This window comes from Pantoea sp. OXWO6B1, from assembly GCF_001641135.1.
GTDB lineage: Bacteria > Pseudomonadota > Gammaproteobacteria > Enterobacterales > Enterobacteriaceae > Pantoea > Pantoea allii.
The window spans coordinates 2,674,430-2,688,208 of sequence record NZ_LWLR01000001.1 but is presented as its reverse complement, the minus strand read 5'-3'; the positions used below and the strand labels follow the sequence as shown (position 1 = coordinate 2,688,208).

10 protein-coding genes are annotated in these 13,779 nt (G+C 54.4%); 7 read left to right on the top strand and 3 right to left on the bottom strand.

Annotated elements, in window-relative coordinates; genetic code table 11:
* Positions 1 to 100: 100 nt before the first annotated feature.
* Entirely contained in the window at positions 101 to 1,009 is a 909-nt protein-coding gene (locus A6A26_RS14775; RefSeq protein WP_063879425.1) for a LysR family transcriptional regulator, read from the bottom strand.
* Positions 1,010 to 1,292: 283 nt separating this feature from the next.
* Between A6A26_RS14775 and bla the strand changes: the two genes are divergently transcribed.
* Complete coding sequence (bla, locus tag A6A26_RS14770) at positions 1,293 to 2,174, top strand: class A beta-lactamase (protein ID WP_082875188.1); 882 nt, start codon at positions 1,293 to 1,295, stop codon at positions 2,172 to 2,174.
* Between the two features lie 244 nt (positions 2,175 to 2,418).
* Positions 2,419 to 3,204: a BPL-N domain-containing protein gene (locus A6A26_RS14765; protein ID WP_063879423.1), complete on the top strand. Its 786-nt coding sequence runs from the start codon at positions 2,419 to 2,421 to the stop codon at positions 3,202 to 3,204.
* 213 nt (positions 3,205 to 3,417) lie between these two features.
* Here A6A26_RS14765 and A6A26_RS14760 read toward each other — a convergent pair whose 3' ends face one another.
* On the bottom strand, positions 3,418 to 3,642 hold the full coding sequence (locus A6A26_RS14760) for a hypothetical protein (protein WP_063879422.1): 225 nt from the start codon (positions 3,640 to 3,642) through the stop codon (positions 3,418 to 3,420).
* Between the two features lie 680 nt (positions 3,643 to 4,322).
* Here A6A26_RS14760 and A6A26_RS14755 point away from each other — a divergent pair.
* Positions 4,323 to 4,580: a biofilm development regulator YmgB/AriR family protein gene (locus A6A26_RS14755; RefSeq protein ID WP_063879421.1), complete on the top strand. Its 258-nt coding sequence runs from the start codon at positions 4,323 to 4,325 to the stop codon at positions 4,578 to 4,580.
* Between the two features lie 94 nt (positions 4,581 to 4,674).
* Here A6A26_RS14755 and A6A26_RS14750 read toward each other — a convergent pair whose 3' ends face one another.
* Positions 4,675 to 5,643 (bottom strand): UV damage endonuclease UvsE, encoded by a 969-nt coding sequence (locus A6A26_RS14750; RefSeq protein WP_063879420.1) that lies wholly within the window; start codon positions 5,641 to 5,643, stop codon positions 4,675 to 4,677.
* 329 nt (positions 5,644 to 5,972) lie between these two features.
* Between A6A26_RS14750 and A6A26_RS24865 the strand changes: the two genes are divergently transcribed.
* The 4 genes from A6A26_RS24865 to treY all read left to right on the top strand — a co-directional run bounded on the left by A6A26_RS24865 (position 5,973) and on the right by treY (position 13,725).
* Complete coding sequence (locus A6A26_RS24865) at positions 5,973 to 6,149, top strand: con-10 family general stress protein (protein ID WP_074181015.1); 177 nt, start codon at positions 5,973 to 5,975, stop codon at positions 6,147 to 6,149.
* Positions 6,150 to 6,675: 526 nt separating this feature from the next.
* Entirely contained in the window at positions 6,676 to 8,940 is a 2,265-nt protein-coding gene (gene katE / locus A6A26_RS14745) for a catalase HPII (protein WP_063879419.1), read from the top strand.
* A 469-nt stretch (positions 8,941 to 9,409) separates the two neighbouring features.
* On the top strand, positions 9,410 to 11,197 hold the full coding sequence (treZ, locus tag A6A26_RS14740; protein WP_063879418.1) for a malto-oligosyltrehalose trehalohydrolase: 1,788 nt from the start codon (positions 9,410 to 9,412) through the stop codon (positions 11,195 to 11,197).
* A complete protein-coding gene (gene treY, locus A6A26_RS14735) occupies positions 11,194 to 13,725 on the top strand; it encodes a malto-oligosyltrehalose synthase (protein WP_063879417.1) in 2,532 nt (843 codons plus the stop codon). Before treZ ends, treY begins: the two co-directional genes overlap by 4 nt.
* The last annotated feature ends 54 nt before the right edge of the window (positions 13,726 to 13,779 follow it).

Sequence of the window (13,779 nt, the reverse complement as noted above, 5' to 3'; positions counted from 1 at the left end):
CATAGCGGGTAGCCGTTAACGCTTTTTCTCTGCACGATGAGTGAATACAGAGCCGCCTTGCCGCCTGAGCACGATGCTGCTGCTCAGATGGCGTTTAGCATTAAGGCGCGCCGCCTGCATCGGGCTGATCCGGCTCTTCATGACCGCCTTTTGCCTGCTGCACTATCCATTCACGGAATATTTCCATCGAGGGCGTCATCTTTTTTGAGCGGAGCCAGGTTAACCAGTAGCCACCGACATCGATCTCAAGCGTAAAAGGACGGGCCAGCGTGCCGGCATCCAGCTCACGCTGAAACATGCACGCCGGCACCAGAGCAACAGCGCCGGTCTGGATCGCGGCTTCAACCATTAAACGTGACGAGTCAAATACCGGGCCGGTGATCCTGGGTGGTGTCATTTCCGCCGCCGTAAACCAGCTGTCCCACTCATCAGCCCGATAGGAACGTAACAGGTTTTCCTGCAACAAACAGGCAGGCTGCTGCAGAAGGCTGGCGATGTCCGGGCGACAGAGCACCGTCAGCGGTGCCGTAAACAGCCGCTCATTGTGTGTGGCGGGCCAGGCACCCGCGCCAAACCGAATCGCATAGTCCACGCCTTCACCCGCCAGGCTGACCACGTTATTGTTAGTGCGCACATTCAGCTCCAGCGCCGGGTGCTGCTGACGAAACACCTCAAGTCGGGGTAACAGCCAGCCCAGCGCAAAGGTACCCACACAGGCGATCGTCATCACCTCGCGGTATTCTCCACCTTCAAAGCGACGCCAGGCGCTTTCGAGCTGCGTGAAGGCCGCTGACACTTCCGCAAACAGCAGCCGCGACTCATCCGTCATCTCCAGACCACGCGGCAATCGACGGAATAATACGACGCCCAGTCGTTCTTCCAGCAGCCTGACCAGCTGGCTGACGGCGGCCTGAGAGACAAACAGCTCCAGCCCCGCGTGGGTAAAATTCAGGTGGCGGGCGGAGGCTTCGAAAGCCCGAAGCGCGTTAAGCGGTACATCATTTTTCACGTTTACCCCCAGAAATTCTTTAGTCTCCACTCAAATTATCTCGCTTGTCGACATTTTGAAATCCCCTACCATCTCTCTCGTGATTTAACAAAATCGAGGAATAGCGTACTGCAGGGCTGAATGGCCTGACGCGTCACGCCGTTTAAAGCGACATAAGTTTATTGAGGGGCAGCCAGTCTGTTTCTTATTGCATCCTGCCGCGCAATGATGCGGTAAACCGCCATGCACTTCCCGGCCGCAGACGGCACTCAGCGATGCGGACATTTATCAGATGAGGTTTTATATGATTAATCTATTCACACAACGCGCACGCCCTACCGTTATCCTGCTGGCGCTCGCGACCCCGCTTGCCGCACAGGCCAGCTTTGATGACGCCGCGTTGCAACGCGATATTCAACAGTTGGAACAGACCGCAGGCGGAAGGCTGGGAGTGGCAGTGACGGACACCGCCGATGGCGCCGTTTTTACCTATCGTGGCAACACGCGTTTTCCGCTCTGCAGCACCAGCAAAGTTTTCGCCGTTGCGGCCATCCTGAAAAAGAGTGAAACCGCGAGCGGATTGCTTAATGAAAACGTCACGATCCACAAAACCGATCTGGTTAATTACAATCCGATAACTGAAAAACACGTCGGTGCCACAATGACGGTGGCTGAACTCAGCGCGGCTGCGCTGCAATACAGTGACAATGCGGCGATGAACAAACTGCTGACGCGGCTGGGCGGTCCGCAGAAGGTGACCCATTTTGCGCGCAGCATTGGCGATACCACTTTTCGGCTCGATCGCACAGAACCGGATCTGAATACCGCCATCCCGGGTGATAAACGCGATACGACATCGCCTGCTGCCATGATGCAAAGCCTGCAAAAGCTGGTGCTGGGCAGTGCGCTGGCACCGGCGCAACGTCAGCAACTGAGCGACTGGATGAAAGGCAACACCACAGGGGCGAACAGCCTACGTGCCGGCCTGCCCGCTGACTGGACAGTTGCGGATAAAACCGGCAGCGGCGATTACGGCACCACCAACGATATCGCCGTTATCTGGCCACCGCATCATGCACCGCTGGTATTGGTCACCTATTACACCCAGCCCGACCCACATGCCGCTTCGCGCAAAGCGGTTCTGGCGGGCGCAGCGAAAATCATCGCTTCGGGTTATAGCCAATAACGGCCAGTAAGCGGGCAGTCCAGGAAACAACGGCATCAAAGGCGGCGCTCTGCTGGACGCTCTCTGCGGGGAAAGGGTTGGCCAGGAATGATCGTCACCCAAAATTGAGCAGTTGCTCAAGGACACTGAAATGCGCTATTTTTATCGCGTCCAGCCAGTCTGCCTGCGCTGACCTTCTCTTCTTATGCCGCGCCGTGGGTGCCGCAACGGAAGCGTTCTTTCTCGCTATGACAGGAAATGCATCATGCGCCCGGCTTTTAATGCATTACAACGTGTTCGCTATCCTCGTGGGATGTTAACCGCGATGCTACTTGCCTTGAGCCTCGCGTCCGGCTTTAGCCTGGCGGACAATCATCCACTGAGAATCGCCATTTATCGTGGTGCGGCAGGCTGTGAAGGTTGTTCAGAAATGGTGATGAAAGCGCTACACGGCGTCGCGATGCCGCTCAGCATTTCTTATATCGGCGAAAACGAAAAACAAACACTGAATGCTCAGAACCTGCGTCAGGTTGATCTTTATATCCAGCCCGGCGGAGGTCAGGATATTCCAGCGGCCTATGAAGCCCTGGGGGATGAGGGGGCAAAAGCCCTACGCGATTTTGTCCGCAATGGTAAAGGTTACCTCGGTCTGTGCATGGGTGCTTATCTGGCGGACAGTAACTGGCTGGGGCTGATCGCCTCGCCGCTTGATTCCGAAGCAGGACGTCCGGGATCGCCGATCGCCGATGAGGGTGATTACACGATTCCTGTTAAGTGGAATGGCAGACAAGAGACATTCTATTATCAGGATGGCCCTTATCTTGTCGGCCATAAGCCGCAGGACGGTTTTACCCCTGTGGCCTTTTATCGTAATGGTGATGTGGCGATGGCGCGTTATGCCTACGGAAAAGGGACGGTGGTGTTAACCGGACCTCATCCTGAAGCAGATGATCGCTGGACAGGTAAAGTCACTGACGAGACTTACACCTCACCCCAGCAAAAGATGACCCGTCTGCTGGCTTATTTCTCTCAGCAGCGCTCTGAGCGATAACGCTATCGGTGCCGTCAAAGCCTGATGGCTGCGTAGAACCGGCAAGCGGTGTTGGTGACGTTACCGGGATGACAGGCTGTATAGCGCTGCGCAGTGGGACATGGTGGGAAAGCGGGCTGCGCAGGGGCGGAGAATGAAACAGACAGCCTTGTTATTGAGCGTGAGCGTGCTTTTTACCGTCGCGCTGCCCGATCAGACAGCGCAATCTCACCGTTATACGTCGCTGTCAGACTCCAGCGCATCCTGAATCGCATCGGCCAGATTGGCAATTTCGTTTGCCACCGCTTGCAGATCCCAGGCCGCTTTCGAGCCATTTGCTGACGTTGAGGCGCTGACTGACTCTTTTGCCACTGCCAGTGCCGCAGCAACCGCGACCGTACGTTTATGCTGTTCCTGCGTCATACCCGCAGGCGGCAGCGAAAAATAGTCGTTAACCATTATCATTTCCTTCTGATCCAAGAGGCGTAAACCTTAACGCCCTGCGGGTACAGAAGGAAGTGAATTATTGCACCGCCGCCCACAAAGCCTGCTTTATGACCACAGGACGCAAAAATGCGGGCCTGACCGGTCGAGCGTTTATGTGCCGCTGACCATCGATTGCTATTCTCTGCCGGGGCATCGTTATCAGGAAAATGGTCATACGCTGCACGCGGGCCGTCATGCGATGATGTCGACGTTGCGGTCGCCCGCAGCACAGTAGCAACCGGCTTAAAGGCTCCCAACCCGACGCGTGCCCTGCCCAGTCCGGGACTTTTTTGTGCGTTCCTGACCAGAATTATACAGCTTACGCTGTACAAGTTTGCGCAGCCTTGTACAACCGCACGAAAAAAACAGGCGCAGGCAACACCAGAAAAAACCCTTATAAATCATAATTAAATATCAAAAACAGTAGCATAAAGCAGCGCACCCTCGGCCAGTAACTCATCCGACCAGAAGTTTTTCTTCGCAAAAAATTGTACAAAGTTAGTTTTTTTGTATAACTTTACGCCGTGATGTTAAATCACTTGTAACGAAAGGTGCCTTGCACCGCATCTGAAGGTGAGTGGATTTCCACCTTCAGATGCAAAATTTTCTTCGCCACGGGCAGGAAAACGTCTTCTTCCGATTTTGAGGCTACCATGCAAACGACAACGAATACTGAGTCTCAGATTTCTGAATATTTCATGAATGCGGGTGACACTTTCACCAGCGAAAAAGATGTGATTGCAGAGACCTGGTCAGAACTCGCTTCTTTTAAAGCGCACGTTTCTGAAAAAGATATGTTACTGGGTTTGATCCATAAACTGGAAAGTGAAACCGACGCGACCAAACAGGATATCTATCGTCAGGCTCTGGAGAGCGTTCTTCAGCGTAAGCCGGGCGACGTTCGTTTTTAATTTTGTTGTGATGATGACACGCTACTTAGCAAGGATGCTTTACCTTCCCTAAAAATTTGCCCCTGATTCAGGGGCTTTTTTTTGCCTGCGCGCCTCAGGCGATCAGGTTTTGACGTCTTCCCCAATCGTACAGCTGCTCACGCGCCAGGTTTTTCATTTTCACCTCACACATGATGTCGAAATCGCTGAATGACAATGCCCAGGCGTTGAGCGTGGGATTGAAATAGTAATCGGAATGGGCACGAAGCTTTGTTTTCGGCACGGTCAGGGCGTGCTGATCCGGAAAGCCCTCGGTGGGGATAATCCCCTCTTGCGAAATGGAGTAATGCAGCACCGGGCGGACGCCGCGCCAGGAATCAACAATCCGCGCAATACGTGCATCGTCCGCCCGGATAAACTGGTTCTCTTTGACCCAGTGATGATGGATATCCAGCACCACCGGACACAGCGCCCCTGCCTGCAACACATCGTCCAGTGAACACGAAATTTCGTCGTTTTCTACCGTCAGCATCAAGCGCGCTTCAGGACTGAGGCGCTGAAACGCCTGTTTAAACCCGTCAAACCCGAGTTTGCCATTCATATGAATGTTGATTTTAAAGTCCTGGAAGGTTTTGCCGTACCCCATCAAACAGGCGCACAACGCATGGTATTCCACATCCTCTAAGGCGCGTGAAACGACATCAGGATTGTCCGACGCCAGCACGCTGTACTGTCCCGGATGGAATGACAGCCGGATATGATGCGCCCGCGCCAGCTCACCGCAGCGGGCAAACAACGGATACAGCTCAGGCAGAAACGCCGCAAATAACGGCTTTGCTTCAGGTACGGTATACAACGGCAGTAAATCGCTGCCAATCCGCATCATTCTTAACGCGTCCGGGAGGACCGCAATGGCTTCCAACGTTAAATACAGGTTCTGCAAATTGGTCTTCGAAATCTCATAAATGAGCGCCGTGCGTTGCGCCTCATCCAGGCTGAGAAAACGGGTTCGCGTGGTCGCGCGAAAGGGGAAATACTGCTTGCCCTCTTCGTTTAAATACTTACATGCAAAGCCTAATTTCATAAACACTCCTGAACAGTATCCAGAAAGTGTAACAGCTAATTTTAAAATCGCCATTAAGGCCAGCACTATCAATAGGTTAAGTGCTAACTTTATGAATAATCCCTGATTAATACCTTTGTTGTAACGGGTCGCGTATAACGGCAACGCGCGCTACCTGCCCCGCGTCCCCGGCGCGCACAGCTTATCCACTGATTTTACAAGTAATAACCGCAACATCTCGTCACCGAATAATGGGTTTCAGAGTGGCATAATTTCGTATCAGAACTAAACTTAGCGCTGTGACTAGCTAGTCCTTCTTATCTAAGGAACCCTGATATGAGGTCTTGTCTATGACACAACAGAAATACAGAGGTGGTGCCGGTAATTTTGCCAACGATCCAGACCGAGCCAGTGAAGCTGGCAGTGCAGGAGGCAAAGCCAGCGGAGGTAATTTCAAAAACGATCCTGAAAGAGCCAGGGAGGCCGGTCGGAAAGGAGGCAAAAAAAGCCGTCGCACTTCTAAGTAGTTCTGAGTAAGGCGCCTTAAGGAGGTAGTACGCCATGGACTGGCGATTTTTATCCCCTCTCACCCCTGCATTTTTATTCCCGTTCACCCTTTCCAGTAATGCTTTTTACGCCTTATCCATCGTCGCTTATTTCCGCTTCGCTTTGAGGATAATAAGCGTAGCGTGAGAGGAAAAAACGCCGCTTATTTTTAGCAAAACGTAATAAACCTGAGCGGAACGATTTTCAGAAAATACCTGCCTTATAAAAAACAACTGGCTGTAATCACCCAGGCTACAGCAAAGGGAAATAAAAAAATAACCCATTGAATAAGATAGAGATACCACATTGCCGTCGCGCTTAAAATAAGCATTTAGTTTCGCTATTAAATTATTTTTTCGCTGATTGAAAATCACTAAAAACAGGAGAAATATCGCCTGCTCTTTATTTAACCGCAACGATTAAGCGCAATATTTATAAGCTTATTAATTAAGTTGTTCTATATTTACTGGCACCTCAAGTAGTAAAAAAAAGCTGGAGCAATGTGTTATGTCGAATGAAAAAAAGAATAATCCCCTGAGTCATCGGGCCCCCACGACCGGCCCGGAATCATCACAGCCTGGACTGGGCTCACTGGCTCCTAAAGATGGTTCACATCAGCCACCAGCCGAACCGACACCGCCGGGTAAGAAACCCACGGCACCAGGCAGTCTTAAAGCCCCCGATACTCACAGCAGCAAACTCGATCAGCTAGCAGCGAACCGTAAAGATGGAACGGGCAGCCCGCTTACCACCAATCAGGGCACCCGTATTGCAGACGACCAGAACTCGTTACGCGCCGGTGCGCGTGGGCCGACGCTGCTTGAAGATTTCATCATGCGGGAGAAAATCACCCATTTTGACCATGAGCGAATTCCGGAACGTATCGTTCATGCGCGAGGCTCGGCGGCACACGGCTATTTCCAACCTTACTGCTCAATGAAGGACGTGACCAAAGCTCATTTCCTGAGCGAGCCAGAGCAGATTACGCCGGTGTTTGTGCGCTTCTCCACGGTTCAGGGCGGCGCGGGTTCAGCGGATACGGTGCGCGATATCCGTGGCTTTGCCACCAAGTTCTACACCGATGAAGGCGTTTTCGACTTAGTGGGTAATAACACGCCGGTGTTTTTTATTCAGGACGCCCACAAATTCCCCGACTTTGTGCATGCGGTGAAACCCGAGCCACACAATGAAATTCCACAGGGCCAAAGTGCTCATGACACCTTTTGGGATTATGTGTCGCTACAACCTGAAACCCTGCACAACGTGATCTGGGCAATGTCTGACCGCGGTATTCCGCGCAGCTATCGCACAATGGAAGGCTTTGGTATTCACACCTTCCGCCTGATTAACGATGAAGGCAAAGCCACGTTTGTTCGCTTCCACTGGAAACCACTGGCAGGTAAAGCCTCGCTGCTGTGGGACGAATCGCAGAAGCTGACCGGGCGCGATCCGGACTTCCACCGTCGCGATCTGTGGGAAGCGATTGAAGCGGGTGACTTTCCGGAATTCGAGCTTGGCCTGCAGCTGATCCCGGAAGAGGATGAGTTCAAGTTCGACTTCGATATTCTGGATGCCACCAAGCTGATTCCTGAAGCGTTGGTCCCTGTCATGCGGGTCGGTAAAATGGTGCTGAATCGCAATCCGGATAACTTCTTTGCAGAAACAGAGCAGGTTGCGTTCCACCCGGGCCATATCGTACCTGGGCTCGACTTTTCCAACGATCCTCTGCTTCAGGGCCGACTGTTCTCCTACACCGATACGCAAATCAGTCGCCTCGGTGGTCCTAACTTCCATGAGATCCCGATTAACCGCCCGGTTTGTCCATATCACAACTTCCAGCGCCAGGGCATGCACCGGATGGATATTGACACCAATCCGGCCAACTATGAGCCCAACTCAATTAACGATAACTGGCCTCGCGAAACACCGCCTGCGGCAAAAGGTGGCGGTTTCGAGAGCTATCAGGAACGTGTTGAGGGGTATAAAGTCCGTGAACGCAGTCCATCCTTTGGCGAATATTATTCTCAACCTCGCCTGTTCTGGAACAGTCAGACCGAGATCGAACAGCAGCACATCATTGGCGCGTACTCTTTCGAGCTGAGTAAAGTCGCCCGTCCTTATATTCGCGAGCGCGTGCTTGACCATCTGCTGCGCATTGATGTCAAACTGGCGCAAGGTGTGGCAGCCAATCTGGGTATTGGCCTTAGCGACGAACAGCTGAATACCGCTGCGCCAAAAGACGTGAATGGTCTGCAGAAAGATGACAGCCTGAGCCTGTATGCGATTCCGGATGGTGACATCAAAGGTCGTCAGGTGGCGCTGCTGTTGAGCGAAGGCGTGAAGGCTGAGGACGTGTTGCACATCCTGCAGCATCTGAAAGCCGCAGGCGTGCATACTAAACTGCTGGCAGCGCATATGGGCCAGGTCAGCGCCGACGACGGTTCTCTGTTACCCATCGATGCGACGTTCAACGGTCTCCCTTCACTGACCTTCGATGCCGTAATGGTACCTGATGGTAACATTGACGCGCTGCTGAAAAGCGGTGACGCGCGCTACTTCCTGCTGGAAGCCTACAAGCATCTGAAAGTCATCGGCCTGAGTGGCGACGCACGTCGCTTTAAAGCGCAGTTTGATCTGGATGAAAACCAGCAAGAAGAAGGCATTGTGGAAGCCGATAATGCTGAAATTGCGCTGATGAATGATTTTACCGCCGCCATGGCAGAACATCGCGTCTGGTCGCGCAGCCAAAAAGCACAGACCATTCCGGCCTGATCCTGGTTCCAGCCATTCCGATTGGGGTGGCTGGAGCACGGGGCGCGCGAGTGTCACACCTGCCCTTTCTGTTTTCCCTGCAAAACCGCTGCTTTCAGCGGTTTTTTACTGCAAAAGCCCTGGTCTTTATCTGATTTACCGCAGACAGCTGCAGAAGGATGTCGGGGTGATCGGACAACTCTGTCATGTAGAAGGGAAAAAAGGTGCGCTGTTCATTGTGCACCGCGACCGTAAATGCCGCAGCGTAGTCTATGATTACTTGTTGAGAGTCGTGTGAAGCAGGCGCTGCCGGGTGCCTGAAGCGGTATTACACATAACATTTTCTGAATAATGGCGCTGGTTAAGGCTGTTAAGGCGTACCGACCTCCTGGGCGCTGAATCTCGCTGACATACCTTTGAACTCGCCTCATCGGCTTAACGATAGCGCGAGGATGTTTATTGCGTACTTTCTGGTTAACGAGGCAACGGAATGGGATCTACATCTTTTTTTAAGAGTTGGGGAAGTGAATTTCTGGCTGATGGTACCGTGCGTTTCCGCGTGTGGGCGACGGGTCAACAGCAGGTCACATTAAGACTTTCCGGTAATGATATCGCGATGACGCCAGCCGAAGACGGCTGGTTTGAGCAGCAGGTCAGCGGTGTACAGGCGGGAGCAGCCTATAATTTCGTGCTGAACGATGGCACGGTGATTCCCGATCCGGCTTCACGCGCGCAGCAAGACGACGTCAACGGCCCTTCTCTGGTCATCGATCCTGGTCACTATCATTGGCAGAACACCAACTGGCAAGGTCGTCCGTGGCAGGAAAGCGTGGTCTATGAAATGCATATGGGCACCTTCACCGAAGAAGGAACCTTCCAGGCCGCGATAAAGAAACTGCCTTACCTGGCTGAAACCGGCATCACCATGATTGAAGTGCTGCCCGTCTCTCAGTTCGGTGGTCAACGTGGTTGGGGTTACGATGGCGTGCTGCTTTACGCACCTCACGCAGCGTACGGTACGCCTGACGATTTTAAGGCGTTTATTGATGCAGCCCACGGTTATGGCATTGCGGTGGTACTGGATATTGTGCTTAACCACTTTGGCCCGGATGGTAACTATCTGCCGTTGCTGTCGCCTGACTTCTTTCATAAAGACCGGATGACGCCGTGGGGCGCAGGCATTGCTTATGATGTGGATGCGGTGCGACGTTATATCGCCGAAGCCCCGCTCTACTGGCTGCAGGAGTACCATCTTGACGGCTTGCGCTTTGACGCCATCGACCAGATTGAAGACATTTCAGACAAGCATGTTTTGACTGACATTGCCGAACGCATTCGTGCCGATATTCCCGATCGCCAGATTCACCTCACCACCGAAGACTGTCGCAACGTTATCTTTCTGCATCCCAGAGCAGAAGATGGCTCCGCCCCGCTGTTTACCGGGGAATGGAATGATGATTTTCACAATGCCGTTCATGTGTTTGCCACGGGCGAAACGCATGCTTATTACCAGGATTTTGCCGAACAGCCAGAGAAACGCGTGGCGCGCGCGCTGGCTGAGGGCTTTGTCTATCAGGGCGAGGTCTCCGTGCAGTCCGGCGAAAAGCGCGGCGTTGACAGCACCGGTCAACCCCCGGTGGCCTTTGTGGACTTTATCCAGAATCACGATCAGGTCGGCAATCGCGCGCAGGGAGAACGGCTGATTTCGCTGGCCGGGGCCGAACGTACCCAGGTGCTGCTGGCCACGCTCCTGCTGTCGCCTCACATCCCTTTGCTGTTTATGGGGGAAGAGTACGGCGAAACCCATCCTTTCCTGTTCTTTACCGATTTCCATGGCGATCTGGCCAAAGCGGTGCGAGAAGGCCGGGCGAGAGAGTTTGAAGGACACGCGGGCCATGAAGGTGAAAGCGTTCCCGATCCCAATGACGAAGCGACCTTTACCCGATCAAAACTGGACTGGCGCAAGCTGGAAAGTGAAGAAGGAAAACGTTGGCTGAAGCTGACCCGTTCGCTTCTGGCCATCCGGCAGCAGTACATTGTGCCGCTGCTGGCAACGGCGGGCGGGCATAGCGGGAAGGTGCTGGAAACCGCAAAGGGATTCGTTGCCGTAAGCTGGACGTTCCCAGCCGGAACCCTCTCTTTGGCATTGAATATCGGTGAACAGGATCGTCCCCTGCCAGAGATGCCGGGGGAAACCCTTTTTGCCTGGCCGCAACCGGCAGACAATCTGCCGCCAAACGCAATGATTGTTCGTCTGGCTGCCGGAGAGCATAAATGAGTATTCCAACCGCGACCTACCGTATTCAGTTCCGAAATGGCATGACCTTTGACCGCGCGGCGGCGCTGATTCCTTATCTGAAACACATCGGCATCAGTCATCTCTATGCTTCGCCAGTCTTTACCGCGACCCGTGAATCTACCCACGGGTATGACGTGACCGACGTGAATCAGATCGATCCGGCCATTGGTGGCCGCGCGGGGTTTGATCGTCTGGCGCAGGCGTTGAAACAGGCCGGTATGGGATTCATCATTGATATCGTTCCCAACCACATGGCGGCATCGCTGGAAAACGGCTGGTGGTACGACGTGCTGGAACACGGCCAAAACAGTCGCTATGCCCACTATTTTGATATCGACTGGTCACGCCGTTTGACGCTGCCGTTTCTGGGCGATGATCTCGACACCGTGCTGGAAAACGGAGACCTCGCCGTCAAACGCGATCCGCAAACCGGCAAACCGGCACTGGCCTATTTTGAGAGCTACTATCCCCTGACCCCGGAAAGCTGGCAGGGACGTGAAGAAGCGGTTCTCCAGCTTCGCAGCAAAGCCGAGCTGGCGGCCCTGCACCAACAGCAACCCTGGCGACTGATGTCGTGGCGCGATGCCGCCCAGGATCTCTCCTACCGCCGTTTCTTTGAGGTTACTGGCCTGGTCGGTGTGCGGGTGGAAGATCCGGCAGTGTTCAGGGATGCGCACCGGCTTATTCTGGAACTGGTGCACAGCGGCGCGGTTGACGGCCTGCGTGTCGATCACGTTGACGGGCTGGCCGATCCAAAAGGATACCTTGAACAGCTACGCCACGATGCCGGTGCGGCATGTTATATCACCGTCGAGAAAATCCTGGGTGAGGGAGAACAGATCCCCGCCGACTGGCCGATTTCGGGCACCACCGGCTACGAGTTTATCGCCGCGCTGTCCCATGTCCTGGTTGATAATCATCATCTCGACGGGCTCCGCCAGGCCTATGAGAGCGTCAGTGGCACCGCCGTCCAGATGGCAGACGAACTCCGCAACGCGAAATGCCTGATGGCAGACCGCAACTTTGCGGGTGAATTTTCGCGCCTGATGGATCTGGCTACCGCTATTGCCGCAGGTGAACAGATGACGGTTAACCCGGATCAGCTGCGCGCCGCACTGCGTGAGCTGTTGGTGGCCTTTCCGGTTTACCGCACCTACGGGAATGCGCACGGCCTGCCCGCAGATGACCTGCAACGGCTACAGGATATCGCCAGCAACGTGAAGGCGTCAGCACAGGTGCCGGACAGCCGCACGCTCGATTTCCTGCTACAGATTATGCAGGGCAACGTTGACGCTAAGGTCACCGGACTGGCGGACAGCTTCCGTACCCGCTTCCAGCAGCTCACCGGCCCACTGATGGCGAAATCCATCGAGGACACGCTGTTCTACCGACAGAACCGGGCGCTGGCGCTTAATGAAGTCGGCGCAGAACCCTTGCAGCAGCAGTTTGACCCGCAACAGTTTCATCATGAGATGCAAACGCGTCTTGCGCGCCAGCCGGATGCCCTTACCGCCAGCTCGACGCATGACACCAAGCGAGGCGAGGACGCACGTGCCCGCCTTTACACCCTGACAGAAGCCCCTCAGCGCTGGGCGACGTGCGTGGAACGCTGGCGCGGGCTTAATCGTCAGGCGGTACGTACCCTTGAGGATGGCCCTGCGCCGGAGGCGTCCGTGGAGTGGATGCTGTATCAGGCGCTGGCTGGCGTCTGGCCACCGACCCTGGACCCTCAGGATAGCGCGGGACTGGACGCCTTAGCCGAACGCTTTGCGGGCTATGTGGAAAAAGCGCTGCGTGAAGCCAAGCTGCGTACTGACTGGACAGAGAACAATGCGGCCTATGAGCAGGCGGTGCTGGACTACGCGCGTCATCTGCTTTCACCGACTAATCAGGCTTTCCTGCAGGATTTCGTCGAGGCGCTGCAGCCCTTTATCCAGACCGGGCTGATAAACAGCCTGAGCCAGAGAGTCATCAAGCTGACCGCGCCTGGCGTGCCGGATATTTATCAGGGAAGCGAAGCACTGGACTTCAGCCTGGTCGATCCTGACAACCGTCGTGAGCCTGATTATGCCGCCCTCCAACAGATGTTAGCGGCTGCGACGACCGCCCTGCCCGCTACGCTTGATGGCTGGCTTCAGGGACAGGTTAACCAGCAAGCGACGGTTGCGCTACTGAATGCCCGTCGGGATCGGCCTGAACTGTTCGCCCGAGGCGCTTACCTGCCGCTGACGGCACAGGGCGCGCATTCGGACAGGCTACTGGCCTTTGCCCGTACGCGCGGCAATGACGCTGTTATCGTGATCACCTCCCGGCTGATGTTTAACCCACAGCAAAACCTGGAAACGCCCCCGTCGGCGCGCTGGGCCGCCACAGAGATTGTGTTGCCTGACGAACTGGCACATCGCCGTTACCGTGATGTGTTAAGTGGCCAGGAAATCACCCTGACCGATCGCATTACGCTTGAAACGTTAAATAACTACTGGGCACTGGCATTATTCGCTTGCTGAAAGCAGGTCAGTACATGGACTGAAACGCCGTAACTGGGTTCGTTAATTGAGAGG

Excerpts from the sequence above, each read along its gene's own strand:
- treY (WP_063879417.1), top strand. The coding sequence starts at position 11,194 with ATGAGTATTCCAACCGCGACCTACCGTATTCAGTTCCGAAATGGCATG.
- bla (WP_082875188.1), top strand. The coding sequence starts at position 1,293 with ATGATTAATCTATTCACACAACGCGCACGCCCTACCGTTATCCTGCTG.
- treZ (WP_063879418.1), top strand. The coding sequence starts at position 9,410 with ATGGGATCTACATCTTTTTTTAAGAGTTGGGGAAGTGAATTTCTGGCT.
- A6A26_RS24865 (WP_074181015.1), top strand. The coding sequence starts at position 5,973 with ATGACACAACAGAAATACAGAGGTGGTGCCGGTAATTTTGCCAACGAT.
- A6A26_RS14755 (WP_063879421.1), top strand. The coding sequence starts at position 4,323 with ATGCAAACGACAACGAATACTGAGTCTCAGATTTCTGAATATTTCATG.
- katE (WP_063879419.1), top strand. The coding sequence starts at position 6,676 with ATGTCGAATGAAAAAAAGAATAATCCCCTGAGTCATCGGGCCCCCACG.
- A6A26_RS14750 (WP_063879420.1), bottom strand. The coding sequence starts at position 5,643 with ATGAAATTAGGCTTTGCATGTAAGTATTTAAACGAAGAGGGCAAGCAG.
- A6A26_RS14765 (WP_063879423.1), top strand. The coding sequence starts at position 2,419 with ATGCGCCCGGCTTTTAATGCATTACAACGTGTTCGCTATCCTCGTGGG.
- A6A26_RS14760 (WP_063879422.1), bottom strand. The coding sequence starts at position 3,642 with ATGGTTAACGACTATTTTTCGCTGCCGCCTGCGGGTATGACGCAGGAA.